The sequence below is a fragment of the Pseudoalteromonas sp. SCSIO 43088 genome (assembly GCF_023650795.1).
Classification (GTDB): domain Bacteria; phylum Pseudomonadota; class Gammaproteobacteria; order Enterobacterales; family Alteromonadaceae; genus Pseudoalteromonas; species Pseudoalteromonas shioyasakiensis.
Genome location: NZ_CP072675.1, coordinates 311,730 through 331,149, shown reverse-complemented (window position 1 = coordinate 331,149; position 19,420 = coordinate 311,730). Strand labels below are relative to the sequence as shown.

The following is a 19,420-nucleotide window of genomic DNA, read 5'->3' as shown; positions in this document are numbered from 1 at the left end:
TTTTTATCATCATAGATTTAGGGGGATTTATCAAAAGTTTTTATATAACACATTTTATTAATAAAGGAGAAATTTATGGCGGGCGGATGGTCTAAGGATGGAGCAGTTCAAGAACAAATCGATTCTAGCGTGGAAGACGCGGTAGCACAGGTTCGTAATCAATTACCCATGGGAGACAGCTTATTATATTGTGAAGAGTGTGACGTTAAAATCCCTGAAGCACGACGTCGTGCAATCGCTGGTATAAACTTATGTATTAAGTGCCAAAGTATATTTGAAGAAAGCCAAACCAGTCATAACCTTTATAACCGACGCGGAAGTAAAGATAGCCAACTTCGTTAACATGCTGTAAAAAAACAACACACTTTTATTGTTAACAAATATTAGTCCAGACTAGATTACCCAACGTTCAGAATAAATATTGACATCGGCATTAATAAGTAACTTCTTATGCAATCTAAATGACCATGGCGTGAAATCAAGGTACAAAGTGTAATAGAGCAAAGAGTTGTTCTAGTTATTATTCCGGTAAATTATTAACGTTCACTGCTTAAATATCAACGGCAGCAATGAGCTGTGAGTTCAACCAGCCCCACAAGTTAACAGTAAATTTAGGCTAATATTAGCTTAAATATGCTCCTGAATGTGCAAAAGCTTAATGTCAGCTATTGGCACATAAGTAATATTCATAAAGTGCGAATACTACATTAGCTTACTTTACTGCAAAAACCGTAACCAATGTCTTCATTGAGTCACCCGTAATCATAACAAAGTACATCTTGCTCTCCACGTGCTGCCAGAATTCGGCCTCTTGTGCATATTTTTTTGCTTTTTTAGTAGCGACGCTTTCTGGTAACTCGGCTTTAGTTAGCGCAGAACATAACAGCTTTGTGCACAAAGCCTTCCAAGGATGCTTAGGTACACCGTCTGAAAGCCTTTCCACAAACCGTTCCAGTGCATGACGAGTCACCACGACAGGTCCAATGTTCGGAACGTTGATGACCTCATCGATTTCTCTCACTGTAGCATTATCGACGCTGTATTCTTCGAAGGAATGTGAGAGCCAATCGTCCCGTTTCTCTGCCGAGATCTGTGCTTCCTGGTATCGAGTAAGCAAAAACCTAGTCAGGATGTACAGTGAATGCTGAGTTGAGCGTTGTTTCTGTAACTTTTTGATGGCTCCTTTACTGACTCGGATTTGAAGCCCATTGCCGCTTCGGTTACTGCCCATCACCTCTTTCACTGACAAGAGGTGATGAATAGCATAGAGCTCAGCTGCAATTGGCTTTTGCTGCTCAGGTAGCTTGTCGTATTGCTCACCTAAATTGACCTTTAGCTCGCCACCTCTTCGAATGCCGGTCTTCCAGTAAACCGTAAACTCACCATCAATCTGCTTTGTTAACAGGGTTAATACCATCATGTTTGTTTCTCCTATTGGTTATCTATTTTTCATTCTCCATGTTTTTTCAAATATGCAAGGCGCAAAAAAAGGGGCCGAAGCCCCTTGGATCAGATATGAACTTTCGGAAAGCCGATGGCACCGTAAACATTCAGCACATCATTCCAATCCCAACTTTTCACGCCAAGTGACGTTGGTATCGGAGGGATCAACACTTGTGTCAGAATGCCTTTTTGCCAGGCTTTTTTCTTGAGTTCATTCGCTGCCTTCAGGCCGGTCTCAGAGAGATCGTGATCTGCCCAGATGTACAGCATTTTCACATTACTTGGTGGTTCAAACCTAGCCAGTAGCGTTGCATTCACAACCGACCAACATGTTTGCCCCGTTGCTCTGGTTACCGCTAGGGCCGTTTCTATACCTTCAGAAACACCTAGTACTTCACCAGGCTCACCTATAGGAATGGCACCACCAGTGATTGTTCTGTCACTTGGTATCGGCATCATCTTTTTAGGCTTTTCAACCGGCGCTTTGAATCCATCTTCACTTAGGTAGATCCGATGGAACGTGGCCGAACGCCCTTGCTGCGTAACGATTTTACCTAGCAGCGCTGGGTAGCTATCGATAAACAGACCATCTTCATCATGGTAAGGCAAGTTTGGATGAAACCTCAGCACCGAATCCCATTCAGGACGAAGCCGGGTAACAATGCCACGACGATGCAAGTATTTCCAAACTGGTTGCGCACGAGTATCTGCAAGAGATAGCGTTTCTCCCCAGGTTTGATTCAAGCGATGGATAATCGCTTTGTCCTCGTCCTGCTTTCTAGCCTTCCAATCAACTGCGTTACTCGGTATTGGCCGAATAGACGCTTGTATTTGTCCGGGTTGAATACCAAGAACCTGGCCGATTGCTTCAATAGACTGAGCAAAGTTCCATCCATTAATCCAAGACAACAGTTCAAAGCCATCATGAAAGATCCCGCAGGTGTTACAAACGCCACCTCCGGTATATTCAGCATCTTTGAACAGCCTAAAGCCATCACGACCGCCATGAACAGGACAAGCCACATGACGGCCTTTTCGAGCAATAGCGGCATCAAGTTCAGGCACCAATGCCGCCAAGACTTGAAGCCATTGGCCATTAAGATATGGCCTTACTGTTTCAATCTGTAAAGGTAACGCCATATAACCTCCTTAAGTAAAATGCCGACTCCTACCACAGGTGGTAAAAGTCAGCTTAGGTCCTGCATTAGCCGTTCGGTTAATACAGGCGCGTTAGTCAAGCTGGATACCATGTCGTCTTAATAGCCACATGATGGAGTCACGAAGCACATCAGGATCGACAACCGCAGCCATCGCGCAAACACGAAAGCAAAATGGCGCTAATTCGTCATTTTGAATCCACGACAACACATCCTTTCGCAACCGAGTACTGACACGGCCATCCAGCAATACTCGGATCGCATCCAATAGAATGCCTTCGCGTAACTGCCAGATTTCCGTGTCAGACCAAGTGACTGGGGCATCATCAAACTCAAATAGAAATTCGAGCTGTGATGATGTGTGTTGATGGGACTGCTTTTGTGATGTAGGAGAATGGGCAATGCGCCCATTCATTAAAGATAACCGCGTTCGGCAAGCGAAACGCAGCCCTCGGATGCGACCACGACATGGTCAAGCGTTCGAATATCAACAAGTGACAAGGCGTCACGGAGTCGATGAGTGATGCGTTTATCAGCTTCACTGGGTTCAGGATCACCCGATGGATGGTTATGAACCAGTATCACTGCTGCCGCATTAAGCTCTAGCGCACGCTTTGTTACTTCCCTTGGATACACGCTCGCCGCATCTAAAGTGCCTTTGAACAGCTCTTCAAATCGAATAACGCGATGCTTTGTATCAAGAAACAGTACACCAAAGACTTCGTGCTCATACTCGTGCATCAGTGTTTGCAGGTATGAGAACGCCGACGATGGCTGTTCAATTTTTCGACCTTTAGTCAATCGACCACGGGCAAGTTTAAGCGCCATATCTAAGATATCCGCTTCAGTCACTTGGTCAGGAACGATGTAAGTACCGGCTTCTTCGCCAGCTAAGAACTTTTTGTTTTTCATAGGAGTCTCCAAAAAAAAGCGGAGACGAACCCATGCCCTGACGGGGACGGAATCGTCCCCGCAGGGTGGTAAAGTTGATGTGGTTACTGAATTAACAGTTGTTGTGTTACTTCGAATAACTCTCGCTTTAGATCTTTGACGTCATTAATCACGATGCTTTGAGGAAAGAACTTCTCAACACTGCGTGTTTGAATCCCTATTCCCAGCAGCTCAAAGCCACTTCGTCTGCACCGGTCAACAATGTCATGCGTAGCAGCCCAATCATCTGGGTCACCATCCGTTAGCACTATCATTAGCTTTCGCTTCTGTTTTTGTGCTAACAAACTGTTTGCAGCAAACCACATCGCTTGTGCCATAGGCGTACAACCTCGTGGTTTTTGGTCAAAACAGGCGGCCCGATGTCGAACCGATTGCTTGGGCAATAACGCGATAGAAACTTCCTGATGAATACCAGGAAAATAACTGACCGCAGGTACAACACCCGGTATGCCTTCCAGTGCCATGGCCAAAGCCAAAGCGGCTTCATTGGCAACATGAAAGTACTTTCGATTACCTTCGCCAATGGGTTTACCCATTGAACCCGATATATCGACCAGCAAGTGCACAGCAGCATTAGGCGCAATGCGAGGTTGCCTTTGAATAAACAATCTCGACTCACCTGCTTGTGAAGCGGCAAGACGATGGGTTGCAACTCGAAGACCGTGCCTTTTGACATGATTCCGATTGTCCTGACTGGACTGAACCATGCCCCTAAGTCGGGCTCGAATTTGAGCAGACTCCGACGCCGATAAGGTCAAAATAGCCTCATCACCCAACATTGCCTGCTCTGCTTGGGGCAAACTGAGTGGAGTGACGCCCTGATGTCCTTCAGCTTGTTCCGACAACACTTCTGCCACTTGTGCAAAGGTATCGGGTTCAAACTGAGCGGCACTGGCCTCTAAGGCTTGTCGCAAGTTGTCAGCTTGATCAGAGTTATCAGAATCACCCGTTTCAGCAGCATCCCCTGTTGCAGACGAACCTGTTTCCGGGGTTTGACTGTCACTACTGCTATTGCTGTCATTACTCGAATCTTGTCCAATGTCATTACCGCTATCAGCATCCGACTCATCCTGTGGTGGACGAGATTCTTCTTCCAACATGGCAACGATGGCATCGACAAGTTTCAGCACTTCACCTGTAGACCCTAAGCTAGGCACTGCTGTCAGCATGGCGCTTAACCGGCTCATCGCTGCGGCAGGAAAGAGTTGTCTCACTCTTTCATCAACTGCTTGATACAAAGGCGTCAGCGCTTTCTGGCCCAGAAAATGGCATCTCAAGCGGCACAACAACCAGGCTTGCAAGTTAGATGCAGGCTCAAGCTGTTCAGGTACACACATTTGCTGAGTGTCTACCATGTACTCAATCACTTGCGAAATACTGCGCCGGGTTCCGGGGTAATCCTTTGCCAATTCGTTTTCAATGCGAACGTCCTCAATGATATTGAGAAGTGCCTTACGGATCGGTTTGGACGACGCCTTCTGCACCATGTCAAAATTGGTATGCCGAATATGCGCCGCTTCATGAGCCAGATAACCCCAAGCTATCTGTTGATAGTGTGGGTCGTCTGGGTTTGCTGTTGGGATCACAATCCGCTCTCCATCGGTAAACGCATCTTGTCCTTGAATAAGCACCTTCACACCAAACTTTTCGCCATAAGCGGCGGCAACGATTGGCAGTGCATTTTTTAATGGATGATTCATGGGAGTCTCCTAATCATTAGGGGGAATACTCCCTCAGCGGGAGCGTTTCCCCGCTGGGAATATGGATGTTTAAACCTGTGCTTTTAGCTTATCCAGGTCGTATTTTTGACCTAACCAAGCCACCAATTGAGCTGGACTCTCGTGCTGCTCAAATGACGTTTTAAGCTGGTCTAAACTCAGGATGTCATCCAATGTCAGACCGTACTGATCTTGTAACTGAGTAGACACCTCGTGTTGATATTGCAGCCAGGCCCGCTCATAAGCGGTTTGCTGCAATGCCATGTTTGGAACAAATACCATGGCCGTTACCCAAGCTCCTTGTGCGTCCGCATCTGCGATCAAAACAGGATTCTTGGGGATCACGACACTATGTGTTGAGTACGACCGTTGTACTAACGTTCGACAACACGCCACTTCTGGTATCGATTCACTTTCAACCGCATCAGTCACACCACGAAAATGTGCTTCAAACTGGTTCAGTTGGCTGGGGTTATGGATAGTTGATTGCATAATTTCCTCTTACATAGTTCAGAGGACATGCGCCCTTAAGGGCAACATGCCCTCAAGGACGTTAGAAATAAAATGAGTTTGGTACAGTCGAACCAAGGTTTGGTCTGACGGTTGGTTGGGTTATTGCACGCAAGTTATCTGCCTGAGCAGATACTGGCTGTGCGGGTTTAGGTTCAGGTTTGGGCATCAGTTGTCTGATATCCAATTGACCTTCACCGTGCATTCTCATCTTGTCTGGATCAGACAAAATTAAAATGGTCGCCATCAGTTCGTGATAGAGATTGTCTGTCACAGGGCCGGTCTTCGGCAGACGAACAAATAAATTGTCCATCGCTTCAACCATCGGCTGAACTCGATGATCCAGGAAGGACAAACCATCCAACTTGTCTCTTAACCGTTTGAGAGGATTAAGGGCTCGCTGGCTGATTTGATTCTTACCTGCAACGGAACGCTCAAACAGTTCATTGGCATCACGAGCCACCTCCCTAAAGAGGGTGTGTCCCATACCATTGACCTTGTCATCTAAGCCACCAGCTTGTTCAGCTGGTTGCATTCGATAAATGGCATAATCGAACTGAAGCCGTTGTTCCACGTCTTCGACGGGTGACAGCGCACGCCGGATTGCATCTGCAAATTCCGGATGTTTTGCAACCCAGTCAAACGTCACCTGATCATAGTTGTCCAAGAACAACTGCTTGCACTGCGCAAACTCCTGACCTATACGGTCAAGCTCTGGAATAATTTGATCAATTCGATCTTCAGGGACGGCATAGCCACCTAAGAACCGCACACCGACTTGCTCACACAAACGCTGCGCTTCTTTCTTAAGCCTTTCAAAGTTCGCCAATGCCTCAGGGTCGCAAATTTTTTTACTCCCTAAGCTGGCAACATCCTTAGGTGGAAGTTGGCTGCCATTGGCTAATCTGAAATCTTCAGGCCGTAGTTTTTTTCTACCGCTCCAGATGGAACAGTCGATGTGACAAATCAAAAGTTTGTCGAGGGTTTGAATACTCATAGTGCATCCTCATGTAAGATGGGGACGCATCACTCCCAACAGGAGCAATAGCCCCCGTTTGGGTGGTAGTAGTTGACGCGCTAATGGCAACATCACTATCAGAAATAGTAATTTTGCGAATCAGGCGACGATTGGTTGAGATCGATTTTCGCAGGCATTAAGTCCAGTGCTTCAGCTATCGGGCGAACCCGCTCTAAATCACTGCCTAACAGCCTCAATACATCTTTTTCCAACTTCAGTTGGTCAGATACTTCTATCCCTTCAGGACTCGCTACTGTGAGCGAACACAGTGGTGGTAATTGACGCTTAAAGGCCAGTAACAGCAACAATGGCCACGGGCCATCATCAGTGTTAACAATGCCAGCGCCTTCACCTGACACCATGCTGATTTGATTGGTACTAGGTAATGCGCCTTTGCAAAACCCTAATGACCATTCTCCAATCCTGACCTGGTTATCATCAATAACAGCCAAGCCATAGGCTTCAAGCAGCTTTGCCATATCGAACAACGCTTTTTGCGCCAGCGATATTTGGCCATTGACGTCCTTGCGAGTACGAAACTCCCAACTGACGTTATTGGCACACGCGACGCTATCTAGCGCATTTGAGAGTTCAAATGGCCGCCCTTGATGATCAATGCCGACTTGTCCAACCAATCGATAACCCTTGTTGATTTTCTCATTGATTCGTCGGTCTGCTTCAGCGTTAGGATCAGTCGAGTCAATCAATCGCTGCTGTGACAATTGACCGGCTTTTCCAAACCGAACTTCAATCACCTGGGTATCTAATCCAACGTAAATGGCCCATTCTTTGGCTGTCCCATCAGAATGACTGTAACGGTAAAGAGCAAAGCACTTTTCCATCATCAATCCTCCCAATGGTCACCGAAGACATCAGCAGCAATACGATGAATGGCTTCACGTTGCTCCAACTCAGCACGAGCCGTCAAAGACCGAATCAGCGCATACTCCACTGCGTTAGGAGCGCCTTTAAAAGCAAGTGTTAGCTTTGCCCAGCGCACCAAGGTCCGAGTGGACATGGTGATACTAAGCTCAGCACCGCCATCCGCGCCCCCAATAAAAAGACGACGAATGTCACCAGCTACTTTCACCATTTTTTGGCGAAAGACTTCTGGCAAGCCCGGCGCAACGTTCTCCAGAATGGCTTCTTCTACAGATGGCTCTGCATAGGTCGCTTCAATGATTCTAAAGCGATCAAGGAAAGCCAAATTCTGTTGAAGCACACCTTGATACAAGCCCGTTTGATCACCGCTGCCCGCACTGTTGCCGGTTGCGATAAAACGAAACTTGTTATGTGGCATGATGATCTCACCGCCATTTTGTGCGATGACCAACGGGGCACCTTCCAAAATGTCATTGAGCCCAGCCAGTTCAGCAGGCTCAGCAAGATCCATTTCATTAATGATCAGCAAATGGCCATGCTTGACAGCCAGTGCCAGCGGTCCATAAACAAAGGTCATGTTGCCATTAACCAGTGTGTGGTGACCGATAAGATCGGACAACTCCAATCGACCATGCGCAGTAATTTGCTGAACTGGCCAATTCAATCGAGAAGCAACTTGGCAAATTAGCGAGGTCTTACCGCATCCCGTGGGGCCTGTAATATACAAACCATCACCGTCTGGGTTAGACAAAAACGCCAATACGTCACGTAAGTCTTCTTTTCTAAAAACATACTCGTCCTTGCGAACGGGAATGTTTGGATGGGTAGTGTCGGCACCAAATCCTTCCAGAACGAAAGCATCAGGAGCCGGGACATTAAACGCTTGATTCACTTGAACCAAAAATGGGGATTGTTCAGTCATGGTAAACCTCATCTGTTTTGACGAGGCCCCATACCCCAACAGGGAATGAAGTCCCCGTCGGGTGGTGTGTTGATTGTGGTATGGCTGTGTATGTAAGAGTTCAGCTCGCTCTATCATTCGTACCCAGCATGGGCTACGAGTGAAACTGCTTTCTGATGCACTCGATATAAGCGCATGAGAAAGGAGCCGAAATCGGCTCCAAGTAAACGTTAAAAGTAAAATGAGCTCGGCGAGTCACCTGGCAGAACCAAGTTTTCTTGCTCAAGGCTGATTTTGATTGGTGTTTCAACGGGCTGATCTGGCTTATTGGTGCTGATGCGCAACCGCTCTTGTGGCGCTTTTCGGTAAGCAGCTAAAACCTGTTCGTCCAGCTCGCCTAATTTATCGGTGGCCAATTGCTTATAGTCCACCGTCCCCGCCATCATGTAGCGGCTGAGTTTGACCCCAGCATAGTCGGCATGAGCGTAGTTACCCATCATAGCGACCAATTTTGACTGAGCGTCTCGCATTTCCTCTTTCAAAGATTTAATGTGATTTTCCAGTCGAACCACTTCGGCATGTGCTGAGCAATACTGCCGTGATAGCGATGTCCAGCGGTACTGGGCTTCACCCTTGGGAACAAAACAATCTTGCTCAGGGCATTTTGGCGGTTCTTTTTTAGTTTGAACTAACTCCCAAAACTGAAGCGCCGTTTCTTGCAATTCAGTTAAGAACGCCGCGTCTCGTTGTATTTCAAACTCAATCAGTTGATCCTCAAAATAGAATACCAACCAACCACGCGTGCTATTGGCGACCAGTATTTGATGCTGTACTTGCACCCAATATAACTGGTACGCCTCACTTTGTTCTCGGTGAGCTTGCACATCCTCAAAAACTGACTGGCAAGGACATTTCAGTTCAACGGGTTCGCCCGCATCGTTGATGCCATCAAAGCTGGCTCGAAAGATTGCGTTATGATCGGCTTCTGCACATAACGGCAGAAGAAAGTCATTATGCGCATTCTCAAATGCTCGCCTTGCTTGAGGCTCCAACCGAATACCGCGAAGCACATTAGGATTATTCGACAGGTCTTCCGGTAATACGAATCCCGTTTTTTCTGCCCATAATCGCCAAGGTGTTTTGTAGGGTGAACGCCCCATAATAATTGGGGCTTCAGATGCCGTAACCCCTGCAATGCGCCACTGGTGCCATGCAGGAGTACGTTGTGATAGGTCGATAACCTTCATATTGTCTCCTTTGAGGGGAGACTCCCCCGAAGGAGAGAACTCCCCTTCAGGGTTAAGTGGTTACTTTGCAGCTTGTGCTAACGATGTTTGGTGCTGGACAACACTTGCTTGAACCGAATCAATTGCCGCTATACCGGCTTGAATCGAACCTACGACAAGGGCAACAACCAATGCCAAGCGAAAAAGTGAGGCTGATTTAGTCATGGAAGATCTCCAATAAAAAGACGAGACCTTCCCCCTGACGGGAGAATAATCCCGCCAGGGTTAGTAAAATGAATGCGTGGCGCTAAGAAGCTAAAGGCTGTGTGAGCGCTTTGGCTGCTTGTTGCTGTGCATTAAATATTTCTTGTTTCGCAAACGTCAGTTCAACACCTTGAAAATGTTCATTGGCATATTCCAATGCACTATTCCATGCGTTTGAAGCTTCCGCCCGCTCGATAAGCTTGTAAACAAGCCCTCGGGTTCGATCATCAACTTGCTCGGGTGATATCACCGATGGCTCAACAACGTGTGTTGCTTGGCCTTCGATAATTCGCTCCGCTTCGTCTTGATCGAAAATTCCCACAAAGCCAAACGCAATGCGGGAACACTGGATCATGGATTTATGTCTTAGCATTCGCTTAGTGTGCGTCTGCCATGGACCATCTACACGGTAAGGGCCATTTTTGCCGTTACCTTCAAAAGGCGATCGATAGACTTCATCCAGATACTCAGTGATTTTGACTGGGTGCGAACGGTCGCGCCGATAGATGATGCATTCCATCCATTCCGGGCATTCTTTCGCGCCATCCAGGGAGACTTTGTTTTCTGAAGTCTTAAACTCCATGCCATCAAACTGGTCGTGTTGATTGATGATGCGAGACCATCCATCGACACCTACCACTGGGATAATCCCAGCTTGTTTATCAGGGAACGCAAAAATCTCTTTGGTGAAAGGGTTCAAGCCGTACTGATCTGCAACCACCAAGAGCGCCATCATCTGCTCATTGGTCGGTGCACTACCGTCACGTTGCTTGAATGCTGTTGCTTTTAGGGTATCGAACAACTTGTTTGGATCGACACTAAAGCGCTCAGCAAAGCGTTGGATTAGCTTTGGTTTTTCCATTTTGGACTCCGACAATCAAAGTGGGAGTCTGCCCCTGACGGGAAAGTACTCCCGGCTGGGTTAAAGCGTTTTTGCTCAGTTAAAAATCTGGTTCAGGATATGTTTGTGCCCAATTAGTTTGGGAGCCCGCATCATCCGCCGCTGATGGCTCAGATGCTTTGTTCACACTATCAAGAAGCAGAAACTCGTCCGCGTCCACTTCGGTCAATCGATGCTTAATACCATCTTTCTCCCATGAGCGCGTGCGCTGAGGCCCTTGAACAAAAAGCTTCGCTCCTTTTTGGATTAAATCTTTTGCCCTTAGCCCTAACTTAAATCCACCACGATCTCGAAAAACGACCCGATGCCATTCCGTATGCTCTTTGAGCTCATTGGATTGACGGTCGCGCCATTTCTCAGAAGTGGCCAGCGAAATGCTGGTCACCAAATCACCTGATGGATAGGCTCGCGTCTCTGGCTCAGCGCCAACGTAGCCTATGAGTGTTACTTGGTTTTTCATGATGTTCTCCTCGTCTTAGTTGAACTCTGTGCACACAGTTGCTTCTACCCGGCTGGGCAAAGAAGACTGACGACGCAGATAGGTTGGTATTTCGAGTAAAGCCATATCGTACTGATGTGGCTCTTTGTAAAACGCAGATGTCAAACGGGGCATACCAGGAGCTTTAGGCACTGCCATTGGACGACGTTTTGGTGTTGGTGTGAGCGAACGCTTGATTTGAATAAGTACAAATCGATACGGTCGCACGCTTTGACGAGCAAGCAATCGCAAAAGCGACAAGCTCAGCTTTGCAAGCAACATAATGCCTGCGATTTGGATAATAAATCCGAAGATATACTCCATTGGTGACTCCTTAATTAGGTTGTGAAGGAGTCACCCTCAACTGGGGAAAACTCCCCCAGTTGGGTGGTGAAAAGGCGAACCGCAAGGAACGCATGGTTGAGCATGTAAAAACATGCAGGCTATTTGTTTAAGGAGGCTAGCTACCTCTTAGTACCACTGAGAAAACTCAGCAGCGGGCTTCCTTTGAACTCATGCTCTCAGGCGCAGATATCACTGAAACAGATCAGCAATATTTGATAGTCAGTGTAACCGTCTTATCCAGACAGGATAGTTAGAAAGATGCTCAATTCTTCCACCTAGCTGAAAGGCCATTACCTCACAGAGGATTAGTCTAGGGACTGATTATTGTCATATCAGGAGCAAACTTATGGCCCAAGCAAAACCCAATTACTCAAAACCCATCTTTGAACAATCATTCACAATTAACAGCTTACAGGCGCAACGTGTCGTTGACCGTGTTTTTAGACGGACGGTCAGTGCGCTTTATGGAATCGATGTCATTTTGCGCATCATTGGCGATGAGAACGAAATTGATGAAGTGGAACAAATAATTAGCCAGTTGATCGAGGATTGCGCTAAGGCGGTAGACAACGAACAAGCTCGTTTGGACAAACTGATGGAGTCCAACGGCATCGATGAAGTACCTGACTACACAGACCCGATAAACTTCAACGCAAAAATAAGTTCGCCCCAGGTTGGCCAGTTTGTCGGCTTAGTTCGCAAACTCGATGCGTTGATGATCTCAATGGACACACTCTGGTTATCTAGCGTGCTTAGCAACAAGCAACGTGTTGATGGCAACTACGCATGGCAACAGCGCATCATCAAACTGGCTCGACGCATTATTGATATCGAAATTCGAGCACGAAAATCAGCTCAAGCTAAGGGTAAAGAAGCAGAAGTTGAGCAAGCGGTGCCTTCAACCGATGACGATATAACTGAAGAGGAAACATATTCTCCCTCCAACTAGCCAGCTAGGCTCCCATCACACAGCCGGTGATGTGAGGGAGGTTTTTCGAGGTCCCCTTTTATCAAAGAGTGGCTGTTTTCGGCGATTTACTGAAGTTGTACAGGCCCCTTTTTTCTTATATTCTTGTCAAAATCATGGCTTAGTATTTCACTTTACTAAGCATTAATTCCTTTTAGGGTGTTACAGATGAGAAAAAATGAGTAAAAGATCCACCTTCTAAAGAAGGTGGCTTTGCATTAGCCCCCTAGAAGGGGGCGTTGTTTACTGCAGTGTTAACTGCGCCTGCTCTTGCACCTCTTCCTTTTCTTGGTGCCTGACATACCGTCTTATTATTTCTTCATTTATCCCTACTGTATCTACGAAGTACCCTCTCTGCCAAAAATGGTTTCCCCATAACTTGTTTTTCCTTAAGTATGGATATTTGCTAAATAGCTTTAACGCTATTTTTCCCTTTAAAGCACCCATTAGTTTCGAGACTGTTCTGGTCAACTAAAACTGGACACTTTAATTTGATAATTCTCAAACTCTACAGGCGATAGATCATTATTCGCTGAATGCAGAGGTAATCCCCCCATTTTTAATGGAGGCTATCTATAGAATTTCTATTGTTTAACTTTTCCAGTTTTGTATGTGTGTGAGTTCTAATGAGAGAACCTTTAAACCAGCCAAATTAATTGACGCTAGATACAAGTCAATATTTCTGTTTATTTCATGACCAATGCAACCTAACCACCTACTTAACATAATAATAGCTATCGTAAATAGGGGTTTACGAGAGCTATTTTATAAGTTATCAGTGCTATTTATAGCTTCAGATAAAAGGTTTGAAAAGCTTAAGAGGTATAGAAGCCTGGAAAAGTGTGGAAATTCAAAGTTCGTTCAGATGAATGGGTACTAATATTTTTAGACTATCTAAAATTTACGGAGAAAAGGCAGATAGTAACAAACCGGTTTTACCTCAAATACACTGAACTAAGTTAAGTGATGTGAGTGTTGCACCATCTTATATTTATGCTCCAATCTTTCGTAGGTACTATTTAGTAAACTATTAACTAGTTGTGAAAGTACATATTTAATTTACGCAAAAGTTATCAAGCTTTTTAAAAGCCAAACTTCAGTAATACTAAAGCGGGATCTAAAAATCTAAAAATTAGACTAACGCTAATGTTGAAAAAATATTATAGCTGTTATAAGTTACATACGTCGCTAAGGTGAAAACTATCTTCAACGACAAAAACCTTTTTACTTTGGTAAAGAATTCGCTTCGGCGAAAGAGAACCATTATCGCAAAGGCGATAAAAAAGCATTATCGCAAAGGCGATAAAAAACCATTATCGCAAAGGCGATAAAAAAGCATTATCGCAAAGGCGATAAAAAAGCATTATCGCAAAGGCGATAAAAAACCATTATCGCAAAGGCGATAAAAAACCATTATCGCAAAGGCGATAAAAAACCGTTATCGCAAAGGCGATAAAAAATCTTTTTGCTTCGGCAAATAAAAAGTCGCTTCGGCGATAAAACCCCTTTTTTGCTTCGGCAAATAAAAAGTCGCTTCGGCGATAAAACCCTCTTTTTGCTTCGGCAAATAAAAAGTCGCTTCGGCGATAAAACCCCCTTTTTGCTTCGGCAAATAAAAAGTCGCTTCGGCGATAAAACCCCCTTTTTGCTTCGGCAAATAAAAAGTCGCTTCGGCGATAAAACCCCTTTGGCTGTTTAGCCAACTAACCGCTAGTTCAACTGAACTAGCAAAGTAGGTTTAAACCAGCCTACCTAACCACACAACCAATAAGCATTTTTGTTAATTTGCCTATAGGTCTCTTTTTTGTGTCCAAAATTTATCAAAACAAAATTGCATAAGTATATTTTCAATAACTTAGCATTTTTGACTGCGATTTTTTATATGGGACACGAAACCTAAAAATCACTAACCAATTGAAATAAAAAACTTACAAAAATTTAAAGAGTACATATTAAGAGCTCTATTTTGGAGCTTATCAAGAGCTCTAATTACGATTCACTCTGTACTTATGGAGTGAGCTGTTGCTTTGTTCTCATCCAGCAAAGTAACTCTTTCTACTACGGCTTCGATTATGTAGGCCTTATTAACATGTCCTAATCGTCACAGCAGCGAAATGAAAACTTTATGCTCTTTTGATGATTAAAACGTATAGAGAAGCTAATTATGAAATACAAACAAAAATCGATACCACTTTCAAAGGCTGAGCTGAAGCCTCACCCGCTACTAATTGAATTAACCAAAAATGATGTGATACAGCTAAGAGCAAACCAAAGTATCGATGACTTACCTATAGAAGTAATACAGTCATTATTAGACTTGCACCCATTAGCTGTGATTTTTGATACTGACGATAATAGCTATTTAACACTTACAGCAAGCAGCATACTTGAACGCTTTAAAGCACATCCACTGAAAGCGAAATTAAACTTAAGACTGCTTATTTACCCGCAAGAAGTTACCGAACAAGTTCTTCTGACAACTCTACTCTTTGACGGTGCATTAACGCTTTTTTCAAAAAGCAATTTAAGTACAAATATTAAACACCGTCTTAATTGCATTAAAGAGCAAGGAATAGCGACACCTAAACAATATGTATTGGCAAATCTAGCTAATACATCTCCTTCAACTTTTCGGTAATGGAGTGCTAAACATGGGCATATCGGAGCATATTGCGAGAAGTAACCGTTTAAGGAATGCCGGTGGTCGCTACCCTAATGCATTAGCGCACGCCACAACATTAGCTATTATGTTGATAAAGCTAGCTAGAGTTGATGCTAAAGCTCGTCCAGCAATGACTGCAGTAGCACTATTCATGTGGTTAACACTAGGCTGGAAATACATTAGTTCGGCAAGTGATATTCCTGATTTTATAAAAATACCAGCCACAAAACCTTGTAAAAAGCACACTTTTCGCACTTATTATGATGGTACAGTATCGTGGGCTGAGTATGCGAAACCCTATAAATACAAAAACCGTATTGTGTATTTATGGCAACCTATGCCGACCTATTTAAATGTATTTTTTCAACGCTTTATTAGCGATCACACTTACGGTACGCCTTTTTTAAATCTCAAAAACAAAGCACATTTATTTGAGATAATAAAGGCAGCATGGAAAACACCGAATACATTAAAAGATAACCCTCGCGTTAACAAAAATACCTTCCAGCATTATTTTATTAATTGTGCTCAGGCGGATAACACACTAGGTGCAATAGTTCGATCACAGCTAATAACGAATAATAGAGCACATCATTCTAGCGCGATATATTACCAACAGTTAAATACTGATCGTATCCGTGGCAAGATATTTAATGCGCATAACCGCTACTTATCACGCCTTATTAACGCAGCAAAAAAAGCTGAACTCCACGTATATTTTGAGCTCTTTCTGGAAGAGTATTCTGTAAACCTTATTAATACGTCAATAACAGAGGCCGACTATTTATCGCAACCTGGTGAGATAAGTCAGTTTGAACTCGATATCACACAAAACAGTCGTGATAAAAAGCGCACTCCAGCGATTTTAATAGGCAGTGCTCGATCACTTGAAGATAACCACGTCAGTCACTTTTTCCAAAAAGTACATACGTTAGTCGTAAATGCTAAAGAAAGTGTCTTGGCTAAAGGCCCTCGTTCAAAAACATATTTAGCAAATCAATCGGCGCTGCGAGATTACTATAATAAAGCAACCTATCGTATTGCATTACTGTTTATTGTTCTTACTGGCGCAAGGCCTACACATAGCATCAGTATATTATCAATTTATTACTCAGGCTCTGATGTTGTATTTATCAAAGATAAAGGTGTCCTTAGGCAGCTAATACTCTGTGATTACTTGCAACAAGAGATTAAACAGTATTTATCCTTACAATCAGTTATTCGTACACAACTCAGCATACATACTGAATTAGATGAGCTTTGGTATACGTGTAGTGAGAAAAACATCCCGAAGGCCCTAACAAGTCGCGAACTTCGTTTATTCATGCATCAAATTTGGCCCAATGTAGTGCCTTATCAATTGCGCCACTTTTTTAGTTTCTGTGCTAATAGCCATATGTTTTCAGACAAGCTATATGACAACGATATCGATCGGCTGATGGGGCATGAAAATCTGGGAGAGCGCCTCGGAAGCGATATGTTGTTCTCACCTCGACTCGAAGCAATTAAAGGTTTTTTAAATACACTACCGAAGCGTTTAGGACTGAAGGATTTAACTTATGTCTGAAAAATTTATACATCAGCATGCAAAAAAAATTGCTGAGTATTTGACTCAATCTTGGCCATTAAAGACTACAGAAGATGACATCTTTTGGGTATTAGAACACTGGCAAATAACAGAAAAGAAAACGCGTATTGTCGATAATACCGATCTCAGGAAGATCACTCAGCAGATCAATGCTATTCCGACCGGGAGGCAACGGGCATATAAGCAGGCGCTTGAGGGGATTCTTTTTTATTTGGGAGAAGCGTGTCATTGGCAATTACCAGCACTTATAAAAAACACAATCAGTGACACCAACCATCAATATTTTGAAGAGCTTACAAAAGGTGCAGCGCACGCACATAAAATTTTTGCATGCTACCAACAACAAAAAACGTATTTTTTTGATACAAGGGGCTCATTAACACCGTGCTTTATGGCATTGATAATTGGCTTTGAGATAGCCCCCTTATCGCTTGAGCATATCAGCGCTATTTTAAATAATCCGAATTCGATTATAGATAAAGAAGGTAATCCACGCCTTGCTATTACTCACATGGGGTATGGGGCAGATGAATTAAGAACAACTCATTACTATTTATCAATCGAAAGCTATCGTTTCTTAGAGGACTATTATGCGCAGTCACCTCCAAGAATCGGCTCAAAATGTTTGTATGCAGACTTATCAAGTTGGTTGGAAGAAAATGGGTTACCGGCCTGTAGTATTAAACAGATATGGCCGAAACGATTTCAAATCCATTGGTATCTTCGTTTTCAGCTACCGCCTGTTTTCGTTAAGGATTTGGCTAACCCTGAGCGGCATGTCGGTCTATCAAAATCCACTACTCTATCAAAAATAAGAGAGGCCGGGATTTATGCTATCGATTGGGATACCAAATGGTTTGATTCATTAACTAAATTACAAAAAAAAGTGCGTTGGCCCCATGAAGACTTACTCAAACACTCTGAAAGTTTCAGCACTGTCGAAACACCGCCGTGGGATGCCAATAACATTCTACCGCGCTTGTTATTTGATTACACAAAACAGCTGCTTGTGTATGGGGGAGTAAAAAAAGCGTCCCTTGCATTAGGATCGATTAAAAACTACACCTCACTTAAAAGTAAACTTGAGCCCTACCCTCTGTGTTACGCAGAGGCTATTAGCGAAGAGGCTATTAATGGGTGGGCTCAAACTGTCTATGACTCAATAGACTCCGATATAGTAAAAGGCACCTTTTATAATTTTTTACGCTTTTTAAGCTACCAAGAACAAACAGATACACTCGATTTATCTAGCTTTAGCTCACCTCTGGTAGCGCCATCGGTGAGTCCTGGTCGATTAACTGTTGACGAATTGGACCGTCTACTTGAAGTGCTTTTATCGAGCAAAACTAACAACCCTTTTCGTAGTTTATTTGGTGCGATTGCAGCATTATTAGGGTTTTACGCTATGTTGCGTCGTGGTGAAGTTCTAAGGTTACGCCGTAAAGATATTCGATTTAAACCAGGTACTGGTCTTATAACGATCACGGTAACTAATACATCAGAAGGCAACACCAAAAGCAACACCACTCGCATGGTGTACACCACACTTCCTGTGCAGTACCGCCTGTTATTTATATATCTATTTGAAATAAAAGAGAACATACCTCGCGAGGAACCTTTGTTGGGGTTTGAAGGCGAGAAATACCATTCACGCCAGCTTTATTACTTATTACCTGTGTCGCGTGCTTTACGGTATTTATTTGGTAAGCATCTTAATTTTCATCATCTTCGCCACAGTGGTGTACATCTGTTTATGCTGCAAACACTACATTTCGTGATCGATACACCAAATGAACACCGAGGGAAAACCCCATTAGAGCAAGAAGTGCTTTCAAACGACTCGGTGACTACTCGTTTCGATTATTGGTTTGAAGGCAGAGCTGTTAACGAAGTGAATGATGCTGCTTTTTTAGATGAAATGGGTTTGCAAATTGGTCACCTCTACTATGAAACAACAAGGTGGTCGTATTTACATGATATTGAATGGCTACTCCCTATTATTAGTCGTGCCCATGCACCGTATGTTCTTCATGAATATACGCACAGTGAGCTGCGCTATTTATTAGGGCTACACCCTAAATCTAACGACCTATCTCGAATACTACTTAGGCTCAGCCCTGAATACGCCAATAAAACACTGGGACAAAAACGCAGTCAACCAGTAAAAATGAGTGATAGGCAGCTCAGAGAGGTCATACTTGGCAAAAAGAGTGAAGCGGAAAAAACGAGTACAACTATTGATCTTGCCTCAATGTGGAAAAAATCAATTCATAGTAGCGAACACTCGTTACTGGGTTTTATTTTTGAAGCCATGTTTGAACATAAAGCACTCGACTTCAGTGCACTTAGCTTTATATGGGCGTTGTTTCCTAAAAGTTTGAACTATCTTGCCAGCCTGTGATCAGATCA

The 19,420-nt window shown here is 44.0% G+C and carries 20 protein-coding genes and 1 pseudogene; 5 read left to right on the top strand and 16 right to left on the bottom strand.

The window, feature by feature from the left end; translation table 11 throughout:
* Positions 1 to 75: 75 nt before the first annotated feature.
* On the top strand, positions 76 to 342 hold the full coding sequence (locus J8Z28_RS01610) for a DksA/TraR family C4-type zinc finger protein (RefSeq protein WP_250659770.1): 267 nt from the start codon (positions 76 to 78) through the stop codon (positions 340 to 342).
* A 370-nt stretch (positions 343 to 712) separates the two neighbouring features.
* On the opposite strand, the gene J8Z28_RS01605 is transcribed toward J8Z28_RS01610, so the two are convergent.
* The 14 genes from J8Z28_RS01605 to J8Z28_RS01540 form a co-directional block, all read right to left on the bottom strand.
* A complete protein-coding gene (locus J8Z28_RS01605) occupies positions 713 to 1,420 on the bottom strand; it encodes a hypothetical protein (RefSeq protein ID WP_250659769.1) in 708 nt (235 codons plus the stop codon).
* An 89-nt stretch (positions 1,421 to 1,509) separates the two neighbouring features.
* Positions 1,510 to 2,583: a DUF7146 domain-containing protein gene (locus tag J8Z28_RS01600; protein ID WP_250659768.1), complete on the bottom strand. Its 1,074-nt coding sequence runs from the start codon at positions 2,581 to 2,583 to the stop codon at positions 1,510 to 1,512.
* A 90-nt stretch (positions 2,584 to 2,673) separates the two neighbouring features.
* The gene (locus J8Z28_RS01595) at positions 2,674 to 3,015 is read right to left on the bottom strand and encodes a hypothetical protein (protein WP_032482365.1); all 342 of its coding nucleotides are present in this window, start codon (positions 3,013 to 3,015) and stop codon (positions 2,674 to 2,676) included.
* Positions 3,015 to 3,512: a RadC family protein gene (radC, locus tag J8Z28_RS01590; RefSeq protein ID WP_113603046.1), complete on the bottom strand. Its 498-nt coding sequence runs from the start codon at positions 3,510 to 3,512 to the stop codon at positions 3,015 to 3,017. Before radC ends, J8Z28_RS01595 begins: the two co-directional genes overlap by 1 nt.
* An 83-nt stretch (positions 3,513 to 3,595) precedes the next feature.
* Positions 3,596 to 5,251 carry a VWA domain-containing protein gene (locus J8Z28_RS01585; protein ID WP_250659767.1) on the bottom strand — a complete coding sequence of 552 codons (1,656 nt, stop codon included), beginning with the start codon at positions 5,249 to 5,251 and terminating at the stop codon, positions 3,596 to 3,598.
* A 69-nt stretch (positions 5,252 to 5,320) separates the two neighbouring features.
* Entirely contained in the window at positions 5,321 to 5,761 is a 441-nt protein-coding gene (locus J8Z28_RS01580; protein ID WP_025574384.1) for a hypothetical protein, read from the bottom strand.
* A 61-nt stretch (positions 5,762 to 5,822) separates the two neighbouring features.
* Positions 5,823 to 6,776 (bottom strand): DUF3150 domain-containing protein, encoded by a 954-nt coding sequence (locus J8Z28_RS01575; RefSeq protein WP_123161601.1) that lies wholly within the window; start codon positions 6,774 to 6,776, stop codon positions 5,823 to 5,825.
* Between the two features lie 98 nt (positions 6,777 to 6,874).
* Positions 6,875 to 7,639, bottom strand: a complete 765-nt coding sequence (locus tag J8Z28_RS01570; RefSeq protein ID WP_502934617.1) for a hypothetical protein — start codon at positions 7,637 to 7,639, stop codon at positions 6,875 to 6,877.
* Positions 7,640 to 7,641: 2 nt separating this feature from the next.
* The gene (locus J8Z28_RS01565; RefSeq protein ID WP_250659765.1) at positions 7,642 to 8,601 is read right to left on the bottom strand and encodes an AAA family ATPase; all 960 of its coding nucleotides are present in this window, start codon (positions 8,599 to 8,601) and stop codon (positions 7,642 to 7,644) included.
* A 209-nt stretch (positions 8,602 to 8,810) separates the two neighbouring features.
* Positions 8,811 to 9,827 carry a YqaJ viral recombinase family nuclease gene (locus J8Z28_RS01560; protein WP_177340608.1) on the bottom strand — a complete coding sequence of 339 codons (1,017 nt, stop codon included), beginning with the start codon at positions 9,825 to 9,827 and terminating at the stop codon, positions 8,811 to 8,813.
* A 60-nt stretch (positions 9,828 to 9,887) separates the two neighbouring features.
* On the bottom strand, positions 9,888 to 10,031 hold the full coding sequence (locus tag J8Z28_RS01555; protein ID WP_202620840.1) for a hypothetical protein: 144 nt from the start codon (positions 10,029 to 10,031) through the stop codon (positions 9,888 to 9,890).
* An 82-nt stretch (positions 10,032 to 10,113) separates the two neighbouring features.
* On the bottom strand, positions 10,114 to 10,932 hold the full coding sequence (bet, locus tag J8Z28_RS01550) for a phage recombination protein Bet (protein ID WP_250660365.1): 819 nt from the start codon (positions 10,930 to 10,932) through the stop codon (positions 10,114 to 10,116).
* Positions 10,933 to 11,011: 79 nt separating this feature from the next.
* The gene (locus tag J8Z28_RS01545; RefSeq protein ID WP_199467232.1) at positions 11,012 to 11,431 is read right to left on the bottom strand and encodes a single-stranded DNA-binding protein; all 420 of its coding nucleotides are present in this window, start codon (positions 11,429 to 11,431) and stop codon (positions 11,012 to 11,014) included.
* 15 nt (positions 11,432 to 11,446) lie between these two features.
* The gene (locus J8Z28_RS01540; protein WP_250659764.1) at positions 11,447 to 11,773 is read right to left on the bottom strand and encodes a plasmid-related protein; all 327 of its coding nucleotides are present in this window, start codon (positions 11,771 to 11,773) and stop codon (positions 11,447 to 11,449) included.
* 367 nt (positions 11,774 to 12,140) lie between these two features.
* Between J8Z28_RS01540 and J8Z28_RS01535 the strand changes: the two genes are divergently transcribed.
* Positions 12,141 to 12,743 carry a hypothetical protein gene (locus J8Z28_RS01535; protein WP_250659763.1) on the top strand — a complete coding sequence of 201 codons (603 nt, stop codon included), beginning with the start codon at positions 12,141 to 12,143 and terminating at the stop codon, positions 12,741 to 12,743.
* A gap of 261 nt (positions 12,744 to 13,004) precedes the next feature.
* On the opposite strand, the pseudogene tnpA reads toward J8Z28_RS01535, so the two are convergent.
* Positions 13,005 to 13,223 (bottom strand): annotated as a pseudogene (gene tnpA / locus J8Z28_RS01530) (IS200/IS605 family transposase); the annotation flags it as partial.
* A gap of 926 nt (positions 13,224 to 14,149) precedes the next feature.
* Positions 14,150 to 14,464, bottom strand: a complete 315-nt coding sequence (locus J8Z28_RS01525; protein ID WP_250659762.1) for a hypothetical protein — start codon at positions 14,462 to 14,464, stop codon at positions 14,150 to 14,152.
* A 461-nt stretch (positions 14,465 to 14,925) separates the two neighbouring features.
* On the opposite strand from J8Z28_RS01525, the gene J8Z28_RS01520 reads away from it, so the two are divergent.
* From J8Z28_RS01520 to J8Z28_RS01510, 3 genes are read left to right on the top strand one after another with little or no spacing between them, the layout of a single operon-like run.
* Positions 14,926 to 15,399: a hypothetical protein gene (locus J8Z28_RS01520; protein ID WP_055254443.1), complete on the top strand. Its 474-nt coding sequence runs from the start codon at positions 14,926 to 14,928 to the stop codon at positions 15,397 to 15,399.
* Positions 15,400 to 15,412: 13 nt separating this feature from the next.
* Entirely contained in the window at positions 15,413 to 16,990 is a 1,578-nt protein-coding gene (locus tag J8Z28_RS01515; protein WP_250659761.1) for a hypothetical protein, read from the top strand.
* Positions 16,983 to 19,412: a site-specific integrase gene (locus J8Z28_RS01510; RefSeq protein ID WP_250659760.1), complete on the top strand. Its 2,430-nt coding sequence runs from the start codon at positions 16,983 to 16,985 to the stop codon at positions 19,410 to 19,412. Before J8Z28_RS01515 ends, J8Z28_RS01510 begins: the two co-directional genes overlap by 8 nt.
* The last annotated feature ends 8 nt before the right edge of the window (positions 19,413 to 19,420 follow it).